Here is a 17,918-nt window from a genome sequence, read left to right on the forward strand (position 1 = left end):
CCTTGCGCATCTTCGACCCGCACATCCACATGACGTCGCGCACCACCGACGACTACGAACGGATGGCCGCCGCCGGGGTGCGGGCCCTGGTGGAGCCGGCGTTCTGGCTCGGCCAACCGCGCACGACCGTGGGTTCGTTCACCGACTACTTCGACGGGCTGATCGGCTGGGAGCCGTTCCGGGCGGCCCAGTTCGGGATCGCGCACCACTGCACGATCGCGCTGAACCCGAAGGAGGCCAACGACCCGCGCTGCCGGGAGGTCCTCGACGTCCTGCCGCGCTACCTGGCCAAGGACCGGGTCGTGGCCGTCGGCGAGATCGGGTACGACTCGATGACCCCGGCCGAGGACGAGGTGTTCGCCGCGCAACTGGCCCTCGCGGTCGAACACGAGCTCCCCGCTCTCGTGCACACCCCGCACCGGGACAAGGCGCGCGGCACCCAGCGCACCCTGGACGTGGTGAAGGAGTCGGGGATCGACCCGGGGCTGGTCGTGGTCGACCACCTCAACGAGCTGACCGTCCGCCCGGTCGCCGACGCCGGCTGCTGGACCGGGTTCTCCATCTACCCGGACACGAAGATGTCCCCCGACCGGATGGTGACGATCCTGCGAGAGCACGGCCTGCACCGGGTACTGGTCAACTCCGCCGCCGACTGGGGCCGCTCCGATCCGCTGCTCACCCTGCGCACCGGGGAGGCGATGCTGGCCGCCGGGTTCACGGCCGACGACGTGGACCGGGTGCTGTGGCGCAACCCGGTGGAGTTCTACGGCCAGTCCGGCCGGCTCCAGCTCGACGCCGTCGACACCGAGCCCACCTTCGAGGGCAACTCGATCCTGCGCGGCGGTGCGTGATGCGGCTCCGACACCCCGACGGCACCCTCGTCCACCTCGCGTACTGCACCAACGTGCACCCCGCCGAGGACCTCGCCGGCATCCTCGCCCAGCTCGACACGTTCGCCCTGCCCGTCCGCGAGGCCCTCGGCGCCGACGTGCTCGGCCTGGGCCTGTGGCTCGCCGCGCCGGTCGCCGCCGCCCTCGCCGGGGACCCGGCCCTGCGCGCCCGGCTCCGCCGCGAACTCGACGCCCGGGGCCTGGAGGTCGTCACGTTCAACGGGTTCCCGTACGAGACGTTCCACGCGCCCGTCGTCAAGCACGCCGTGTACCGGCCGGACTGGACCGACCGCCGCCGCCTCGACTACACCCTGGACCTGGCCCGGGTACTCGCCGACCTGCTCCCCGAGGGTGCGGCCCGGGGCTCGATCTCCACCCTGCCGTTCGGCTGGCGCGACCCGTGGGGGCCGGCCGAGTCCGACGACGCTGCCCGGCTGTTCGACGCGCTGGCTGTCGGGCTGGCCGCGCTCGACGGGCCGCCGGTCCGGGTCGCCGTCGAGCCCGAGCCCGGCTGCGTCGTGGAGACCACCGCCCAGGCCGTGTCCGCCCTGGCCGGGGTGGACACCGACCGGATCGGGCTGTGCCTGGACCTCGCGCACCTCGCGTGCGCCTGGGAGGACCCGGCGGAGGCCGTCGCCCGGCTCGACGCGGCCGGGCTCCCGGTCGTGAAGACCCAGGTGTCCGCCGCCCTGGAGGTCACCGACCCGCGCGCCGCCGCCGCGGTGCTCGCCGGGTACGCCGAGCCCCGGTTCCTGCACCAGACCCGCACCCGGGCCGGCGAGGCCTACGACGACCTGCCGGAGGCGCTCGCCGCCGACCCCGACGGCCCGTGGCGGGTGCACTTCCACGTGCCGCTGCACGCGGAACCGGCGCCGCCGCTGTCCGGCACGACGCCCGTGCTCCGGGCCGGGCTGGCCGCGCTGGTCGGCGGGGAGCGGGCGCTGTGCGACCACCTGGAGGTGGAGACGTACACCTGGAACGTGCTGCCCGAGGACCGCAGGCCGCGCGACGACGGGGAACTCGTGGTCGGGATCGCCGCCGAGCTGGCGTTCGCGCACGGGGAGCTGCTGGCCCTGGGCCTGACCCCGGTCGGGTCCGCGCCCGACACCGCCGCCGCCCGGACCGCGCCCGACCGCGCCGCCGCCGGGTCCGCGTCCCTACGTGCCGCCGCCGGGGCGGTGGCCCGATGAGCCGCCCCACCCCCCTCGTCGTCATCGACGTCGTCGGCCTCACCCCGCCGCTGCTCGACCACATGCCCCTGCTGCGCGCCGCCACCGAGAAGGGCTTCACCGCCCGCCTCGACCCGGTGCTGCCGGCCGTGACCTGCTCCGTGCAGGCCACCCTCCTCACCGGGGCCACCCCCGCCGAACACGGCATCGTCGGCAACGGCTGGTACTTCCGCGACCTCGGCGAGGTCCTGCTCTGGCGGCAGCACAACCGGCTCGTCGGCGGCGAGAAGATCTGGGAGACCGCGCGCCGGCTCGACCCCGACTACACGGTCGCCAACATCTGCTGGTGGTACGCGATGGGCGCCGACGTGGACTGGACCGTCACGCCCCGGCCCGTCTACCGGGCGGACGGCCGCAAGGAACCCGACTGCTACACGTTCCCGCCCGACCTGCACGACGAGCTGGAGGAGCACTTCGGTGTCTTCCCGCTGTTCTCCTTCTGGGGGCCGGGCGCGGGCCTGCCGTCCTCGAAGTGGATCTGCCAGGCGGCCCAGCACGTGTTCGAGACCCGCGAACCCGACCTGACCCTGGTCTACGTGCCGCACCTCGACTACGACCTGCAACGCTTCGGCCCGGCCGGCCCCGAGGCGGCCCGCGCCGCCGCCGAACTGGACACGGTCCTCGGCCCGCTGCTCGACGCGGCCGCCGAACGGGGCGCGACCGTGGTGGCCCTGTCGGAGTACGGGATCACGCCCGCGCGCCGGCCCGTGCACGTCAACCGGGTGCTCCGCGACGCCGGGCTGCTCAACGTGCACACCCAGGCGGGGATGGAGTACCTCGACCCGTGGACGTCGCCCGCCTTCGCGGTGGCCGACCACCAGATCGCGCACGTCTACGTCGCCGACCCTGCCGACGTGAAGGAGATCGCCGACCTGTGCGCGGAGATCCCGGGCGTCGCCGAGGTGCTCGACGCCGACGGCAAGGCGCGGTATGGCCTGGACCACGAGCGGGCCGGCGAACTCGTCCTGGTCGCCGAGCCCGACGCCTGGTTCACGTACTACTACTGGACCGATCCGGCCGCCGCCCCCGACTTCGCGCGGCTCGTGGAGATCCACCGCAAGCCCGGCTACGACCCGGCCGAGCTGCTGTTCGACCCGGCCGGCCCGGGGGCCGCGAAGCTGCGGGCCGGGATGGCGCTGGCCAGGAAGAAGCTCGGCATGCGGTACCTGATGAGTGTCGTGGGTCTCGACGCCGGGGCCGAGGCGGTCCGGGGTTCGCACGGCCGGCTGCCGGCGAGCGCGGCCGAGGCCCCGGTGCTGCTGTGCTCGGACCCGTCGGAGGCCCGGGAACGGCTCGCGGCCACCGACGTGAAGGCGCTGCTGCTGCGGCTCGCCGGACTGGAGTGATAGCCGGTGCCGTCGGCATAGCAAGTTATGCATGGAGTTGTTCGTGGATGCCCCAAATTGGGGACAGGGTCGGGATGGGTGTCACACGATGGTGGCACCCATTCCGAGAGCACGGGGGACACCATGAACACTCTTTTCCGGTACGCGCTGGCGGTCGCCGGAGTCGCGCTCGCCAGCGTCACCGCCCTGGCCGCGCCCGCCCAGGCGGAGTCGAGACAGACCCACTGCGGCTGGCAACCGTGGACCCACGAGGGCGAGTACGGCAACTCGGCCACCCGGACCGTCAACATCCGCACCGGCAACGGGGTGCAGTGCGCGAAGATCGGTGTGCTGACCCCGGAGGACGGGGCGCGCTACCGGTGCACGGCCGTCGCCGACGACGGTGCCGACTGGACCTACCTGACCAACCGGAGGACCGGGCAGATCGGCTGGGTCCGCAGCGACTTCCTGACCTTCCACTCCCGGGAGTCGTGCGGACCGGGCCTGAAGCCCTGAGTCCGGCTCACGGGGCGGCCGGGTGCCGCCGGGCGGCGTGCGCGGCCAGGCCCTCGGCGCACCGACGGATGAACACGCGCAGCGCCAGCCGGTACAGCCAGCCGGTGCCGGGCACCTTCGGGCGGAACGTCGAGTGCCAGCGGATCTCGGTACCGGTCGGCGTGGGGGTGAGGTCCACGTTCGCCCGGTACCCCCGCAGGGGCAGGCCGGACAGCAGCTCGTAGCCGAGCCGGCGGTCGGGGACCAGCTCGGCGACGCGTTCGCGGCTGGTGGCGCGGCCGGTGCGGAACACCCGGACCGCCCCGACCCCCTCCGGCTCGTCGGCGGCCGGCCGCTCCAGGGTGAACGAGCCGATCGGGGACCACTCGGGCCAGGTCCGGCCGTCGCGGAGCAGCGCGTGCACGGTCGCCGGGTCGGCGGTCGTGGCGACCCGGACGTCAATTCTCTGTACCATCTGGTACATGTACCATGTGGTACATGGAGAGCGCAAGGACCCGGCTGCTGACCGCCGCCATCGCCCACCTCGCCGCGCACGGCCTCGGCGACCTGAGCCTGCGCCAGCTCGCCGGGGCGCTCGGCACCAGCCACCGGATGCTGCTCTACCACTTCGGCTCCCGGGAGGGCCTGCTCGTCGAGGTGGTCCGCGCCGTCGAGGCCGCCCAGCGCGACCTGCTCGCCAGCCTGCCCGCCGACCTGCCGCCCGCCGAACTCGCCCGCCAGGTCTGGAACCGGGTCTCCCAACCCGACCTGTGGCCGCACGAACGCCTCTTCTTCGAGCTGTACGGCCGCGCGCTGGCCGGCGACGCCGCCGTGGCCCCGGTGCTCGACGGGATCGTGGAGTCCTGGATCGCGCCCGGCACGGAACTGGGCGTCCGGCACGGGTTGTCCGAGGCCGACGCCCGCGCCCACGCCCGGCTCGGGCTGGCCGTGGTGCGCGGCCTGCTCCTGGACCTGCTCGCCACCGGCGACCGGGCCGGCGTGGACGCCGCGATGGACCGCTTCCTGGCGGGCTACCCGTGAGCTGACCGCGGAACCTCCGCACCCGCCAGCGCGGGGCCCCCGCACCCGCCCGGCCCCGCCGCCCGGACCGCGCGCCCCTAGGCTGACCGCATGATCGTCGCTGTGCTGGTGTTCGACGGGGCCGGGTTGTTCGAGACCGCGGTGCCCGCCTCCGTGTTCAGCGAACCCGGCTTCGACCTGCGGATGGTGGCCGGCGACCCCGGCCCGCTGACCAGTACGGGCGGCCTGCGGCTCGAGGCGCCGTACGGACTCGACGCGCTCGCCGACGCGGACCTCGTCGTGGTGCCCTCGTTCCGGACGTCGTTCGAACCGCCGCCGGAGCCCGTCCTCGACGCGCTGCGGGCCGCGCACGCCCGGGGCGCCCGGGTCGCCGGACTGTGCGTGGGCGCGTTCGTGCTGGCCGCGGCGGGGCTGCTCGACGGCCGGCGCGCCGTCACGCACTGGGCGTACGCGGCCGAACTCGCGGCCCGGTACCCGGAGATCCTCGTCGACACCGACCAGCTCTACGTGGACGAGGGCGACATCGCCACCTCCGCCGGGAGCGCCGCCGGCATCGACCTGTGCCTGCACCTGATCCGGCACCGGTCCGGCGCGGAGGTGGCCGGGCGGATCGCGCGCCGGATGGTCGTGCCGCCGCACCGGTCGGGGGAGCGGGCCCAGTACATCGAGGAGCCGGTGCCCGCCCCGCTGCGCGCCGACCCGGTCGGCGCGGCCCTCGACTGGGCGCTGCACCGCCTCGACCAGGACATCCCGGTGGACGAGCTGGCCCGCCGCGCCACGATGTCCCGGCGCGCGTTCGACCGCCGGTTCCGGGAGACGACCGGCGGCACCCCGGCCCGGTGGCTGCTGCACCAGCGGGTGCTGCGCGCCCAACGGCTGCTGGAGACCACCGACCTGGCGGTGGAGGAGGTGGCCCGGAAGTGCGGGTTCGCCTCGGCCACCGCGCTGCGGCCGCACTTCCGGGCCGAGTTCGGCGTCGCGCCCCGCGACTACCGCCGGCCCTGACCCACGGCGGCTCCGCTCCCGGTGACCGTGGCACCCACGCACGGAGCCGCCACGGGTCCGGCGGTGCGGCTGGATTCTTGCGGTCGGAGGCCGGCGCGACCCTCACCGACCCCGCGCCGGGCGGGGCAGGCTGTACCCATGACGAAGGCACTCCTGATCATCGACGTCCAGAACGAGTACGTGACCGGCGCGCTGCCCATCACGTACCCGCCGCTGTCCGAGTCCCTGCCCAACATCGCCGCCGCCATGGACGCCGCGACCGCCGCCGGCCACCTGGTCGTGGTCGTCCGGCACACGGAGAGCGCCGCCGCCCCGATCTTCGCCGAGGGCACCCCCGGCTGGAAGCTGGTCGACGCCGTGGCCGACCGGCACCACGACCACCTGATCGACAAGACCTGGCCTTCGGCGTTCACGGGTACCGGCCTCGCGGAGTGGCTCGCCGCGCACGACGTGGACACGGTCACCATCGCCGGGTACATGACCCAGCACTGCGACGAGTCCACCGCCCGGGAGGCGTTCCACCGGGGCCTGGCCGTGGAGGTGCTGTCCGACGCCACCGGCACCCTGGACCTGGCCAACGAGGCCGGCCGCGTCACCGCCGAGGAACTGCACCGGGTGATGCTCGTGGCCCTGCACGCCGGGTTCGCGGCCGTCCGGACCACCGCCGACTGGATCGCCGGGGGTGAACCGGTCCGCTCGAACATCGTCGCCAGCACTAGAGTCGCCCCATGATCACCATTGACCGGCTCGCCCCGGAGGACCGCCCGGACTGGGAGATCCTGTTCGCTGGCTACAACACCTTCTACGGACGGACCCTGCCGGCCGAGCGGTTCGACCGGGCCTGGGCGGAGTTCGCGGCCGACACCCGGATGCACGCCCTCGGCGCCAAGGTCGACGGCCGGCTCGTCGGGATCACGCACTTCCTCGTGCACGCCAACACCACCGGCGAGGACGTGTGCTACCTCCAGGACCTGTTCACGGCGGCGGAGGCGCGCGGCAAGGGGGTGGCCCGCGCCCTGATCGCGGCGGTGGCCGACCGGGCGCGCGCCCGCGGCTGCGACCGGGTGTACTGGTCCACCCACGAGTCGAACACCACCGCCCGCCGCCTGTACGACCAGGTCGCCGAGAACCGCGGCTTCCTGCTGTACCGCATCCAGCTCTAGGCGGCGCGGCTCCGGTACCCGTCAGCGGATCCGCTCTTCCGCTCTCCTGGTCGGAGCTTCGTTTCCAGGTCACGAGCGGCGACCGCCTTGCGCGCACACCGCGGCGGGCGGGACGCGACAGTCCCGCCCGCACGTCGGTCTAGTTTCCGCGCAGCACCTCGCGCAGCCGGTCGGCGAACGCGTCCGGGTCCTCCGCGAACGCGATGTGCCCGCCCGGGAACATCGTCGGCTCGACGCCCAGCGCCGCCGCGAGCGCCCGGGTCGTATGGTCGCACGTCTCGCCGGCCGAGTCCTCGCCGATCCCGGCCACGATCCGGACCCCGCCCGCGCGCAACGCGGAGGTGTCGGGCAGCCAGTTCGTCGTGCCGCGCAGCTCGTGCGCGAACCAGAAGCGCTCGTCGGCGACCTGCCGGGGGTCGCGCTCGCCGCCGAACATCATCTCCAGCGCGCCCTCCGGCAGCTCGATGTTCGCGTCGGCCATGAAGTGCGCCCACGCCCCGAGGACATCACCGGCCAGGTACGTCGCGATCTGGTGTTCGGTGGCCGCGTGGTGCCGGGCCCGGGCGGCGTCGTCGAGCAGGTCGACCACCGGCGGTTCGTGGGCGACGACGGTTCCGAGCAGGCCCGGGTGCGCCTGGGCGAGGGCCAGCGCGGTGACCGCCCCGCCGCTGGAACCCAGCACGGCGGCCGGACCGGCGTCGAGGTGCGCGAGCAGCCGGGAGACGTCGTCGGCCCGCAGGGGCGGGGTCGAGTCCCGCTCCGGGTCGTCCTGCACGCTGCGGTGCACGCCCCGCGGGTCGGTGGTGACGACCGTGTGGTCGGTGGCCATCAGGTCGGCCAGCGGGGCGAAGGAGTCGGCGTCCATCGGGGCGCCGAGGAGGACGATCAGCGGGCCGGTGCCGCGCACCTCGTAGTGCAGGCGCACGCCGGGGACGTCGAGGGTGCGGGCGGTGGCGGTCGCGTGGGGGATCATCGGGTACTCCTGTGGATGTGGTGTTCGGTCGGGATGTCGGTCGTGCGGGGTTCTGGTCGCAGGTCCCGGGTCGGGCTCAGGTGGTGCGGACGGGGCTGGGCGGAGGCTTCGTTCGCAGTGACGACGAACGGGGGCCGGTCGGATCGACACCGCCGACGGAGATTTCGCGGCGGGACGTCCGCGGGTGCCGGTCGGCGCGTTCGGTCCCGGGGACACGCACCCCGGTGCGGGCGGCCGGCTCGGGGGGCCGGGGCGGGTTCGTGGCCCTGGCCAGGGCCGACGGGGCCACGACGGCGACCAGCAGTGCCAGGGCCGCCGGGATCAGCAGCGCCGTCGGCAGGTTTGCCCGGGAGGCCGCGTAGCCGATCAGGGCCGGGCCGACCAGTCCGCCGCCGTAGCTGATCGTGGTGACGGCCGACAGCCGACCCGCCGTGCCACCGGACGCGCCCAGGGTGCTCGTCACCACCGGCCACACCATCGCCATCCCGGCGCCGGCGAGCGCCCAACCGGCCAGGGCGCAGCCGACCGCGCCGGCGACGGGGAGCGTGCCGGCGAGCAGGACCAGGGCGTACCCGGCGCCGGCCGTCCCTCCCGCCCAGCGGACCGTCGTGGCCGCTCCGAGCCGGGCCCGGAGCGCGTCGCCGACGAACCGGACACCCGTCATGGCGACGAAGAAGACGGTGTACATGAGGGAGGCGGTGGCGGGGGCCGCGCCGAGTACCCGGGTCGCGTGCACGCCGGCCCAGTCCGTGGCCGCGCCCTCGGTGACGAACGCGGCCGCGCCGACCACCCCGAGCGCGAACACGAGGCCGGGCCGTCGGGACCCGGCCGGCGTGATCGGCGCCGGGGGAGGCGGGTGCGCCGGGCCGGGCCGCCGGTCGTCCGGCGTCCCGCCGTCCGGTCGGGCCGCCGGCCCGGGGCCGGTCGGGGTGGTGACCGCGCTCCCCGTCACGGCCACCCCGGCGAGAGCCAGAGCCGCCGCGCCGACGGCCATCAGCACCCGGACGTCCGTCCCCGTGCGCAGCCCGCCGGCGACGAGCGCCCCGCCGGCCACCGCGCCGAGCGTCCACGTGCCGTGCATCGCGGCCATCACCGGCCGGCCGAGCTCCCGTTCCACGGCCACCGCCCGCAGGCTCAGCGCCACGTTCAGCGCGCCGGACAGCACCCCGAGCACGACGGCGGCGACCACCAGCGGCCCGAAGGACGGCGCCAGGGCCGGGCCGACCAGCGCCACCGAGGCGGTCGGGAGGACCAGCCGCAGCAGCCGGCCCTCGGACCACCGGCCGGCCAGCCACCCGGCGACCGGCATGGCGGCCAGGGCGCCGAGCGCCAGGGCCATCAGCAGGCCGCCGAGCCGGCCCGCGCCCAGGTCCAGCCGGGCGTCGGTGGCCGGCAGGGTCGCGCCCCACAGCGCGTTCAGCACGCCGGTCAGCCCGTAGCCCGCCGCGATCGTGGCCCGTGCGCCCATGTCGTCCACCTCCCCGAAGAACCTGTCCCTCGACCTTCCCCGAGGTCACGGCCCCGGGTCCAACACCTGTTCGAGGGTGATTGACGCGCCTGGCGTGTCAATCGGGTAGAAAGGAACCGTGCCCGACGACCTGGAGTTCCGCCTGCTGCGCCACTTCGTGACCGTGGCCGAGGAGCTGCACTTCAGTCGCGCCGCCCAACGGCTCTTCGTCGCGCAGCAGGCCCTCAGCCGCGACGTCCGGCGGCTGGAGGACCGGCTCGGCGTCCAGCTGCTGGCGCGCACCACCCGCCGCGTGACGCTCACCCCCGCCGGGCACACCCTGCTGGCCCGGGCCCGGGAGATCCTGGCGCTGTACGACACGACGGTGCGGGAGCTGCGCGGCGAACCCCGGTCGCTGACCATCGACGTCGTCGGCCCCGGGCTGACCCCCGCGCTCGTCCTGGCGGCGGCCCGCCGGTACGCGCCGGACGTGGAGTTCTTCGCCCGGTTCCACACCGGAACGGAGGCGGCCGTACCCCTGCTGCGGGCCGAACGGCTCGACGTCACGTTCGGTCGGTACCCGGGCGCCGACGCCGGACTGGCCCAGCGCGTCGTCCGGCGGGAACCCCTGGCCGTACTGCTGCCCGGCCACCACCCGCTCGCCGGGCTCGACGCCGTACCCCTCGAGAGGTTGCGGGGTTCCGGGGTGTGCATCCGGGCCGGCAACCACGCGACGCCGGGCTGGGAGCACGCGGTCCTCCAGCTGCTCGCCCCGTTCGGCGTCGGCGCGGCGGACGCGCACCCGCACGTGCAGGGCACCGACGAGCTGGTGCGGCACCTCCGCGACCGCGACGCCCCGATCCTCACGATGACCACCCAGCCCGCCGTCCCCGGCACGGTGCTGCTGCCGCTCGTGGAGCCGGTGGCGCTGTACCCGTGGGCGATGATCTGGCGGGCCGGGGCCGAGCACCCGGGGCTGCGGGCGCTGCACGCCGCCGTGGACGAGCTCGCCACCGCCGAGGGGTGGCTGCCGGATCCCGGGGCCGCGTGGCTACCGGAGCCCGAGGCGAGCCGACCCGCCCCGACCTAGCCCCCGACCAGCCGGCGTTGGGTACGCTGCGACGATGGGCACCGTCGATCGCATGACCCCGTTCCTGGGCGGCTGGCAGGGCTCCAACAAGTTGCGCCTGATGCCCACGGACGACTACCAGGAGTCCGCCGCCACCGCGACGGTCACCGTCACGGCCCGGGAGTTCGTCACGCTCGCCTACACCTGGGCGGACGGCGACACACCCCAGGACGGGCTCCTGCTGCTCGCGGGCGTCCCCGACGACCCGGCCGGCGCGACGGCCGTCTGGGTCGACTCCTACCACACGGGGCCGTCCTGGCTGCCGCTGTCGGGGACCGTCGGCGAGGACGGCGTGATCCGGCTCGCGGGCACCTATCCCGCGCCGCCCGGGCCCGACTGGGGCTGGGAGATCCACATCGAACCCGACAGCGCGCGGGTCACGATGCACAACCTCGTGCCGGGGCACGACGCGTACCAGGTCGTCGAGACGGTCTACCGCCCCGCCTGACGGCCCCTCCGCGCCGGATTTGTCACCCGCCGCCAGATTCCGGCCGTGCCGGGACCCCGGTCCGGGTGGGACGCCCCGCAGCCCCCAGCTGCGAGGACGTAGCCTGGCGGACGTTCGTCGCGGGAACGCGCGACAGGAGCCACTGGGGGGTACGGCCGTGACGAGACGTGGTTGGGCGCTGTTCCTGGCGCTGAGCGTGATCTGGGGCGTGCCGTACCTGCTGATCCGGATCGCCGTCGTGGACATCGACCCCCTGGTGGTCGCGTTCGGCCGCACCCTGATCGGCGCGGCGGTCCTGCTCCCGATCGCGCTGTACGCCAAGGGCATGTCCTCGGCACTCAAGCACTGGAAGTGGCTGCTGGTCTACACCCTGGTCGAGATCTCCGGCCCGTGGCTGCTGCTCGGGCACGCGGAGAAGCGGCTGACCAGCTCCACGGCCGGGCTGCTGATCGCCGTCGTCCCGCTGATCGCGGCCGTGATCGTCACCCGGCTCGGGCACGACAGGTTCGACACCCGCCGGCTGGTCGGGCTGGGGATCGGGTTCGCCGGGGTCGCCGCCCTGGTGGGGCTGGACATCCACTTCTCGGACCTCACGGCCGTCGGGGCGATCATGCTGACCGCGCTCGGGTACGCCATCGGGCCGATCATCGTCAGCCGCAAACTCGGCGACGCGTCCCCGATCGGCGTGGTCACCGGCTCGCTGGTCATCGCGACGGTGCTCTACGCGCCGTTCGCCCCGTTCCTGTGGCCGGAGCGGATCCCCGCCGACGCCGGCTGGTCCGTACTCGGCCTGGCCCTGATCTGTACCGTCGCCGCGTTCCTGGTGTTCTTCGCCCTGATCGCCGAGGTCGGCCCCGCCCGGGCCACCGTCATCACCTACATCAACCCGGCCGTGGCCCTGCTGCTGGGCGTGATCGTCCTGAGCGAGCCGTTGACGGCGGGCATGGCGATCGGGTTCCCCCTGGTCATCCTGGGGTCGATCCTGGGCACGGCCCGGACCCGGAAACCGGCCGCCGGGCCGGAGGCCGCGCTGCTCCCGGCACCGGATTCCCACTGACAGAAGATGTCAGTGGGTCCCGGTTACGGTCCCCGCATGACTGGGAACAACGACAACGACGGCCGGCACGACTTCGACTTCTACCACGGCGAATGGCGCACGGTCGGCCGCAAGCTGGTCGACGTGAAGGACCGGGCGTGCACGGAGTGGGTGGAGTTCGAGGGCACGGGGGACTGCCGCCCGATCCTCGGCGGTCTGGGCAACGTGGACACCCTGACGGTGCCGGCGCAGGGGCCCGACGGGGAGACCACGTTCGGCGCGACCCTGCGGCTGTTCGACCCGGCGACCGGGATCTGGCGGATCTGGTGGATGTCGAGCCGGCTGCCGGGGGTGCTCGACACGCCCGTCGCGGGCCGGTTCGACGGGCCGCGCGGGATCTTCGAGGGCCCCGACGAGTTCGACGGCGTACCGGTGCTGGTCCGCTACGAGTGGGACGACCACGGCGACGGCCGGGCCGACTGGGCGCAGCGGTTCTCCTGGGACGACGGCGCGACCTGGGACGACGTGAACTTCACGTTCAGCCACACCCGGATCGGCTGACCCGCCGCAGGCGAGAGTGCCGGGCGTGCGGCGGGAGCACGGTGTGCGGGCGGCGGCCGGGGACGCCGCCCGCCCCGGTCACCCGTCGGGGACGCCGACGCTAGGCCGGCACCGTCGCCGTCGTGACGAACACCGTGGAACTCGCCAGGAACGGCCCGGCGGTGACCCGGTCGAGCCATGCCCGGGCCCGGTCCGCGTCCATCGCCCCGTCCCGGACCGCCCACCCGGTCACGTCACTGATCCGCAGGATCCGCTCGGCGACGGCCACGTCCCGGAACACGACGGTCACCGCCTCGACGTCGACCACCACGAACCCGGCCGCCGCGCACAACCGGGCCAGCTGCCGCCCGACGGTCGCGTTGCGGACCCGTTCGTGGCTCACGTAGCGGGTGTACGCCCGGCTGGTCTCCACGTCGGGATCGTCCACGACCAGGGTGTCCCAGTCGTTGTCGGCGAGCACGGCCCGGCCGCCGGGCCGCAGTACCCGGCGCAGTTCGGCCACCGCCCGGGCCGGGTCGGCCACGTGCTGGAGCACCCGGTCGGCCCGGGCCCGGTCGACGCTGGCGTCCGCGAGCGGCAGGGCGTGCGCGTCCCCTAGGTGCAACGTCGCCGCGGGGACGCGCAGCCGGGCGGTGGCCAGCATCCCCGGATCCGCGTCGACGCCGAACACGCCGCCGGTCGGCCCGACCCCCGCGACCAGGTCGGCGAGGTCCGTCCCCGGCCCGCACCCCAGATCGAGAACCGTGTTTCCGGGTACGAGGTCCAGCGCCGCCAACGCGCGCCGCTTGTAGTCCCGGCCGGGTCCGCTCGCGGCGACATGGTCGAGGTAGGCGATCGATGAGGAGGTCATGCGCTGATCCCACCAGCCCCGTCGGGGCACCCGGTGGTGGAACCGTGAAGATTCCGCGCCTGCCGGGCCCGGCCCGCGTGCCGCCCGGCTCGGCCCCGCCCGGCCCCGCCCCCGGCCCCGGCCTCGTGGCGCGCCGTGCCGCTCGCCGGTCTCGTGGACCCGCCCGGGGCGCCGGCCCGTCCGGTACCCGTCAGAGGTCTTCCGGCCTGTCGAGGCGGACGAATCGGGCACTGCTGGCAGCGTGGGTCCGATGCGCAACGAGAACTTCTACGCCCTCGCCGCCCAGGTCCTGCCCGCCCTGCTGATCGCGGTGATCCTCGAGATCCGGGGCGCGCTGGGCACGATCGCCGCGGGCGCGCGCCGCGACCGGGACACCGCCGTGCACCGCAGCTGGGCGCGCTCGGCCGGCTACATGGTCCTCGCGTACGTCGCGATCGCCGTCACCTTCACCCTCGGCGAGGTCGCGGCGCTCCTCGTCGTGTTCTGCGGCACCGGCGGCTGGCTCGTCCGGGGCGCGGCCCCGGTGGTCGGACTCGCCCTCCTGGTGCTGATCGTCGCCGCCATCGCGGTCCCGGCCGTCGCGGTGGGCGTCGAGACGGGGATCCTGATCCGCGCGGACGGCGACACGCACACCGACGACCCCGTGTCCGTCGGCTGAACGACACCGGACCGACCGATCCCCGACCCGGCCGCCGTGAGGGCCGTCACTGGCCCTGACCTGCGGTGACGTCTGCCCGACACTAGGAAAAACTGGGTGTCGCACACCCATGTGGACCCGGCAGGCTGGGTGCCAGAGTCACGGGGAACACGGAGAACGCACACTCGCTTGGGAGACACACCATGAACGCGCCGAAGACCACCGGAGTGAAGATCGTCCTGGCCACCCTGACCGCCCTGCTGCTGGGCGCGGCGGGCGTCGCGGCCGCGACGGCCGGCGCCGGCACCGGCGGCCCGAACCCGGGGCACTGCGCGGTCGCCGCGCCCGGTTGCGGGGTGACCGCCGACGGCGGCACCGGCAACGGCAGCCGCGACGACCCGACGCCCAGCCCGAACGCCAACATGTGACCCACCCACCGGCCCCAGGCCCGGACGCCCACCCGGCGTCCGGGCCTTCGCGTGTCCGGGCACCGGCCCCTTCCCCGCGCCGGCCGCCGCCCGCGACCGGCGGACGCCGTTACATCGAAACAGTGTCAACTTGTATCAGCATTCGGTCACTTGCCGCAGTCGTGGTGATCACGGCGGTAGCGTGCGGCCGTGCACGTGATGTCCCCTGTGGTCGTGGGGCGCGCCGAGGAGCTGGAGCTGCTCGACGGCGCGCTGTCCGCCGCGCGCGGGGGCCGGGGCGGCGCGGTGTTCCTGGTCGCCGACGCGGGGATCGGCAAGTCCCGGCTCGCCCGCGAGTGCGAGGCCCGCGCGACGGCGGCGGGCATGACCGTGCTGCGCGGGCGGGCCACCCCGGCGGGCGCGACCGTGCCGTTCCGGCCGCTGACCGAGGCCCTGTTCTCCCTGGCCCGCGCGGACGGGGTGCCCGACGCCCCGGAGCTGGCCGCCTACCGGCCCACGCTCGGGCGGCTGATCCCCGAATGGCGCGACGGGCCCGTCACCGACACCGGGGACTCCCTCGTGGTCCTCGCCGAGGCCGTGCTGCGCCTGCTCGCCGTCGTCGGCCGGGACCGGGGCGCGGTGCTGTGCCTCGGTGACCTGCACGACGGGGACACCGAGACCCTCGACATCGTCGAGTACCTGATGGACAACCTCTCCCACCAGCCCGTCCTCGTCCTGGCCAGCCTGCGGTCCACGCCGTCCGCCGCGCTGACCCTGGCCCGGTCCGGGGCCCAGCGCCGCGTCGCCCGGCTCGTCGAGCTGGAACCGCTGACCGGCGGGCAGGTGCACGAGATGGCCGCCGGCTGCCTCGGCGTCCCCGTCGGGGAGGTGCCGCCGCCGGTGGTCGACCGGCTCACCCGGGCCGCCGACGGCAACCCGTTCGTCGTCGAGGAGCTGCTCAGCGGCATGATCGGCGCAGGGGCGCTGCTGCGCTCCGACGGGGCCTGGACGGTCGTGGGGGACCTGCGGGTCGACGTGCCGTCCACCGTGGTCGCCAGCGTCACCGACCGGGCCCGCCGGCTCGGCCCCGACTGGCACCGGGCGCTGGAGGTCGCCGCCGTCATCGGCCGCCGCTTCCCCCTGGGCGCCCTGGGACTGGCGTCCGGGCTGCCGCAGGCGGAGCTGCACGCCCTGGTCCGGGCCGGGGTGCAGGCCCGGCTGCTGGTGCCGTCGAGAACCGGTCCCGACTGGTACGCGTTCCGGCACGCCCTCACCGCCGAGGCCCTCGCGAGCACCCTGCTGCCCGCCGAGCGCGCCACGATCGCCGCGTCCGCCGCCGACGCCCTCGAATCGGTGTCCCCGGACCTGACCGGCGAACTCTGCCAGCTCGTCGCCACCCTGCGCCTCGTCGCGGGCGACGGACCGGGCGCCGGGCTGCGGTACGCGCAGGCCGGCCGGCGCGCGCTCGCGGACGGGGCGGCCGGCTCGGCGGTGCGGCTCCTCGACCGGGCCATGGACCTCGTCCCCGAGGCGGGCCACGCCAACGAACGCGCCGACGTGCTGTCCTCGTTGCTGTACGCGCTCGCCGAGGCCGGCGACGTCGACCGCGCCCTGCGGCTCGGCGCCGAACTGGCCGGCGGCGCGCTGCTCGGCCCCGCCCGGCGCGCCGCCCTGCACACCCGACTGGCCTGGGTGTGCGTCGTCGGTGGACAGTGGGGTGAGGCCGCCGACCAGGTCGCCGCCGCCCGCGCGCTGCTCGGCCCGGACGCCGGCCCCGAGGAACTGGCCCCCGTGGACGTGGTCGAGGCGCACCTGCTCACGTTCGGCGACATGCCGGGGGAGGACCGGGCGGCCCGCGCCGAGGACCTGGCGCTGCGCGTGGTCCGGACCGCCGAGGCCGCCCCGCTGCCGGCCGTGGCCTGCCAGGCCCGCCAGGTGCTGGCCCTGCTCGCCCGGCGGCGCACGTTCGACGACGCCGACGTGCACCTGCGCAGCATGTTCGGCACCGCCGACGAGCACGGGCTGTCCATCTGGCGGCTGCGGGCCCAGATCCGGCTCGCCACCAACGAACTGATGCGCACCGGCCAGGCCGACCAGGTCCGCCAGGCCCGGCGGGCGGCGCTGGACCTGGGCGCGGTCACCGCCGGCTACCAGGCCGACGCGACCCTGGCGATGCAGCACGTCCTCTACGGCGAGTTCGAGGACGCCGAACGCCTCGCGACCGAACTGTTCGGGGCCACCAGCCGGATGCGCCAGGAGGGCGAGTCCCAGTTCGCGCTGGTGATCCGGATCGCCGCCGCCGCCCACCAGGGCCAGCGCGACGGGCTCCGCAAGGCGCTCGCCGAGTTCCGCAGACACGGCGGGGAGCAGTCCTTCCACCTGCCCATCGTGTTCGGGCACCGGGCGATCTGCGCCCTGCTCGGCGAGGACCGGCCCGGCGCGGAGGCCGAGATGGCCCGGATCCGCGAGTGGGAACGCTGCAACCCGACGATCTACTACCAGTCCGGCCGGTACGGGCTGGGCCTGCTCCTGGAGATCCTCGCCGGCAGGGCGGGCCGCGAGGGGTACGCCGACGTGGCCGCCGCCCCGGCCGCGAAGCTGCGCTGGAACCACCAGTTCGTGCTCGCCGCGCACGCGGTGCTCCTCGGCCGGGAACGCCGCCCGCAGGAGGCCGCCGAGGCGCTCGCGGAGGCCGTGCGCGCCGCCGCCCCGTTCCCGATGGCCCGGCACCTCGTGCTGCGCCTGGTCGCCGAGGCCGCGCTCGCCGACGGCTGGGGCGACCCCGTGGCCTGGCTGCGCGCCGCCGAGGAGCACTTCCACACCGCCGACGTGGCCGCCGTGGCCGGCGCGTGCCGGGCGCTGCTGCGCAAGGCCGGGGTGCGGGTCATGCAGCGGCGCACCGGTCGGGACGCGATCCCCGCCGAGTGGGCCGACCGGGGCGTGACCGTCCGCGAGTACGAGGTGCTGACCCTGCTCGGCGAGCGCCGCGCGAACCCGGAGATCGCCCGGCTGCTGTTCATCTCCCCGCGTACCGTCGAGAAGCACGTCGCCAGTCTGATGGACAAGTTGGACAGCGCCGACCGCACGGCGTTGTCGGCGCTCGTCACCCGGCACGGCTGACCCGCCGCGTACGCATAAAGTCCCGCGACGCGTCGCGGCGCTCCCGCCCAGCCCAGGGCACCCGCCGGTCGCCCGCCCGACAGCGCGCGCCACCCATGTCGGGCGCCCCGGGGCACGAAGATGGGTCCCGCTCACCCATGTTCGCCCGCCCCGGTCCCGGCA

General features: G+C 75.0%; 19 protein-coding genes. 15 read left to right on the forward strand and 4 right to left on the reverse strand.

Annotated elements, in window-relative coordinates; translation table 11 throughout:
- Window positions 1–2: 2 nt before the first annotated feature.
- The 4 genes from PT931_RS10965 (at window position 3) to PT931_RS10980 (ending at window position 3,960) form a co-directional block, all read left to right on the forward strand.
- A complete protein-coding gene (locus PT931_RS10965; protein WP_456245619.1) occupies window positions 3–851 on the forward strand; it encodes a TatD family hydrolase in 849 nt (282 codons plus the stop codon).
- On the forward strand, window positions 851–2,080 hold the full coding sequence (eboE, locus tag PT931_RS10970) for a metabolite traffic protein EboE (RefSeq protein ID WP_456245620.1): 1,230 nt from the start codon (window positions 851–853) through the stop codon (window positions 2,078–2,080). Before PT931_RS10965 ends, eboE begins: the two co-directional genes overlap by 1 nt.
- Window positions 2,077–3,465 carry an alkaline phosphatase family protein gene (locus PT931_RS10975; protein WP_456245621.1) on the forward strand — a complete coding sequence of 463 codons (1,389 nt, stop codon included), beginning with the start codon at window positions 2,077–2,079 and terminating at the stop codon, window positions 3,463–3,465. Before eboE ends, PT931_RS10975 begins: the two co-directional genes overlap by 4 nt.
- A 123-nt stretch (window positions 3,466–3,588) precedes the next feature.
- The gene (locus tag PT931_RS10980; protein WP_456245622.1) at window positions 3,589–3,960 is read left to right on the forward strand and encodes an SH3 domain-containing protein; all 372 of its coding nucleotides are present in this window, start codon (window positions 3,589–3,591) and stop codon (window positions 3,958–3,960) included.
- Window positions 3,961–3,967: 7 nt separating this feature from the next.
- On the opposite strand, the gene PT931_RS10985 is transcribed toward PT931_RS10980, so the two are convergent.
- Window positions 3,968–4,414, reverse strand: a complete 447-nt coding sequence (locus PT931_RS10985) for an SRPBCC family protein (RefSeq protein ID WP_456245623.1) — start codon at window positions 4,412–4,414, stop codon at window positions 3,968–3,970.
- A gap of 23 nt (window positions 4,415–4,437) precedes the next feature.
- Here PT931_RS10985 and PT931_RS10990 point away from each other — a divergent pair, with 23 nt between their 5' ends.
- The 4 genes from PT931_RS10990 (at window position 4,438) to PT931_RS11005 (ending at window position 7,148) form a co-directional block, all read left to right on the forward strand.
- Window positions 4,438–4,980 (forward strand): TetR/AcrR family transcriptional regulator, encoded by a 543-nt coding sequence (locus PT931_RS10990; protein WP_456245624.1) that lies wholly within the window; start codon window positions 4,438–4,440, stop codon window positions 4,978–4,980.
- A gap of 90 nt (window positions 4,981–5,070) precedes the next feature.
- The gene (locus PT931_RS10995) at window positions 5,071–5,985 is read left to right on the forward strand and encodes a GlxA family transcriptional regulator (RefSeq protein ID WP_456245625.1); all 915 of its coding nucleotides are present in this window, start codon (window positions 5,071–5,073) and stop codon (window positions 5,983–5,985) included.
- A 138-nt stretch (window positions 5,986–6,123) separates the two neighbouring features.
- Window positions 6,124–6,717 (forward strand): cysteine hydrolase family protein, encoded by a 594-nt coding sequence (locus PT931_RS11000; protein ID WP_456245626.1) that lies wholly within the window; start codon window positions 6,124–6,126, stop codon window positions 6,715–6,717.
- On the forward strand, window positions 6,714–7,148 hold the full coding sequence (locus PT931_RS11005) for an N-acetyltransferase family protein (RefSeq protein ID WP_456245627.1): 435 nt from the start codon (window positions 6,714–6,716) through the stop codon (window positions 7,146–7,148). Before PT931_RS11000 ends, PT931_RS11005 begins: the two co-directional genes overlap by 4 nt.
- Before the next feature lie 139 nt (window positions 7,149–7,287).
- Here the strand turns inward: PT931_RS11005 and PT931_RS11010 are convergent, their stop codons facing one another.
- Window positions 7,288–8,121: an alpha/beta fold hydrolase gene (locus PT931_RS11010; protein ID WP_456245628.1), complete on the reverse strand. Its 834-nt coding sequence runs from the start codon at window positions 8,119–8,121 to the stop codon at window positions 7,288–7,290.
- A gap of 76 nt (window positions 8,122–8,197) precedes the next feature.
- Window positions 8,198–9,589 (reverse strand): MFS transporter, encoded by a 1,392-nt coding sequence (locus PT931_RS11015; protein ID WP_456245629.1) that lies wholly within the window; start codon window positions 9,587–9,589, stop codon window positions 8,198–8,200.
- A gap of 118 nt (window positions 9,590–9,707) precedes the next feature.
- On the opposite strand from PT931_RS11015, the gene PT931_RS11020 reads away from it, so the two are divergent.
- The 4 genes from PT931_RS11020 to PT931_RS11035 all read left to right on the forward strand — a co-directional run bounded on the left by PT931_RS11020 (window position 9,708) and on the right by PT931_RS11035 (window position 12,742).
- Window positions 9,708–10,658: a LysR family transcriptional regulator gene (locus PT931_RS11020; RefSeq protein WP_456245630.1), complete on the forward strand. Its 951-nt coding sequence runs from the start codon at window positions 9,708–9,710 to the stop codon at window positions 10,656–10,658.
- 34 nt (window positions 10,659–10,692) lie between these two features.
- Window positions 10,693–11,145, forward strand: a complete 453-nt coding sequence (locus tag PT931_RS11025) for a hypothetical protein (protein WP_456245631.1) — start codon at window positions 10,693–10,695, stop codon at window positions 11,143–11,145.
- Between the two features lie 157 nt (window positions 11,146–11,302).
- Window positions 11,303–12,202 (forward strand): DMT family transporter, encoded by a 900-nt coding sequence (locus tag PT931_RS11030; protein WP_456245632.1) that lies wholly within the window; start codon window positions 11,303–11,305, stop codon window positions 12,200–12,202.
- Between the two features lie 36 nt (window positions 12,203–12,238).
- A complete protein-coding gene (locus PT931_RS11035; RefSeq protein ID WP_456245633.1) occupies window positions 12,239–12,742 on the forward strand; it encodes a hypothetical protein in 504 nt (167 codons plus the stop codon).
- A 100-nt stretch (window positions 12,743–12,842) separates the two neighbouring features.
- On the opposite strand, the gene PT931_RS11040 is transcribed toward PT931_RS11035, so the two are convergent.
- The gene (locus tag PT931_RS11040) at window positions 12,843–13,592 is read right to left on the reverse strand and encodes a methyltransferase domain-containing protein (protein ID WP_456245634.1); all 750 of its coding nucleotides are present in this window, start codon (window positions 13,590–13,592) and stop codon (window positions 12,843–12,845) included.
- Window positions 13,593–13,842: 250 nt separating this feature from the next.
- On the opposite strand from PT931_RS11040, the gene PT931_RS11045 reads away from it, so the two are divergent.
- The 3 genes from PT931_RS11045 to PT931_RS11055 all read left to right on the forward strand — a co-directional run bounded on the left by PT931_RS11045 (window position 13,843) and on the right by PT931_RS11055 (window position 17,756).
- Complete coding sequence (locus tag PT931_RS11045) at window positions 13,843–14,250, forward strand: hypothetical protein (RefSeq protein ID WP_456245635.1); 408 nt, start codon at window positions 13,843–13,845, stop codon at window positions 14,248–14,250.
- Window positions 14,251–14,432: 182 nt separating this feature from the next.
- Window positions 14,433–14,657: a hypothetical protein gene (locus tag PT931_RS11050; protein ID WP_456245636.1), complete on the forward strand. Its 225-nt coding sequence runs from the start codon at window positions 14,433–14,435 to the stop codon at window positions 14,655–14,657.
- A 198-nt stretch (window positions 14,658–14,855) separates the two neighbouring features.
- On the forward strand, window positions 14,856–17,756 hold the full coding sequence (locus PT931_RS11055; RefSeq protein WP_456245664.1) for an AAA family ATPase: 2,901 nt from the start codon (window positions 14,856–14,858) through the stop codon (window positions 17,754–17,756).
- Window positions 17,757–17,918: the final 162 nt, after the last annotated feature.

This window comes from Longispora urticae (assembly GCF_053902585.1).

Excerpts from the sequence above, each read along its gene's own strand:
- PT931_RS11045 (WP_456245635.1), top strand. The coding sequence starts at position 13,843 with ATGCGCAACGAGAACTTCTACGCCCTCGCCGCCCAGGTCCTGCCCGCC.
- PT931_RS10985 (WP_456245623.1), bottom strand. The coding sequence starts at position 4,414 with ATGGTACAGAGAATTGACGTCCGGGTCGCCACGACCGCCGACCCGGCG.
- PT931_RS11025 (WP_456245631.1), top strand. The coding sequence starts at position 10,693 with ATGGGCACCGTCGATCGCATGACCCCGTTCCTGGGCGGCTGGCAGGGC.
- PT931_RS11005 (WP_456245627.1), top strand. The coding sequence starts at position 6,714 with ATGATCACCATTGACCGGCTCGCCCCGGAGGACCGCCCGGACTGGGAG.
- PT931_RS10990 (WP_456245624.1), top strand. The coding sequence starts at position 4,438 with ATGGAGAGCGCAAGGACCCGGCTGCTGACCGCCGCCATCGCCCACCTC.
- PT931_RS11055 (WP_456245664.1), top strand. The coding sequence starts at position 14,856 with ATGTCCCCTGTGGTCGTGGGGCGCGCCGAGGAGCTGGAGCTGCTCGAC.
- eboE (WP_456245620.1), top strand. The coding sequence starts at position 851 with ATGCGGCTCCGACACCCCGACGGCACCCTCGTCCACCTCGCGTACTGC.
- PT931_RS11000 (WP_456245626.1), top strand. The coding sequence starts at position 6,124 with ATGACGAAGGCACTCCTGATCATCGACGTCCAGAACGAGTACGTGACC.
- PT931_RS11035 (WP_456245633.1), top strand. The coding sequence starts at position 12,239 with ATGACTGGGAACAACGACAACGACGGCCGGCACGACTTCGACTTCTAC.
- PT931_RS11015 (WP_456245629.1), bottom strand. The coding sequence starts at position 9,589 with ATGGGCGCACGGGCCACGATCGCGGCGGGCTACGGGCTGACCGGCGTG.
- PT931_RS11010 (WP_456245628.1), bottom strand. The coding sequence starts at position 8,121 with ATGATCCCCCACGCGACCGCCACCGCCCGCACCCTCGACGTCCCCGGC.
- PT931_RS10975 (WP_456245621.1), top strand. The coding sequence starts at position 2,077 with ATGAGCCGCCCCACCCCCCTCGTCGTCATCGACGTCGTCGGCCTCACC.
- PT931_RS11050 (WP_456245636.1), top strand. The coding sequence starts at position 14,433 with ATGAACGCGCCGAAGACCACCGGAGTGAAGATCGTCCTGGCCACCCTG.
- PT931_RS10995 (WP_456245625.1), top strand. The coding sequence starts at position 5,071 with ATGATCGTCGCTGTGCTGGTGTTCGACGGGGCCGGGTTGTTCGAGACC.
- PT931_RS10980 (WP_456245622.1), top strand. The coding sequence starts at position 3,589 with ATGAACACTCTTTTCCGGTACGCGCTGGCGGTCGCCGGAGTCGCGCTC.
- PT931_RS11040 (WP_456245634.1), bottom strand. The coding sequence starts at position 13,592 with ATGACCTCCTCATCGATCGCCTACCTCGACCATGTCGCCGCGAGCGGA.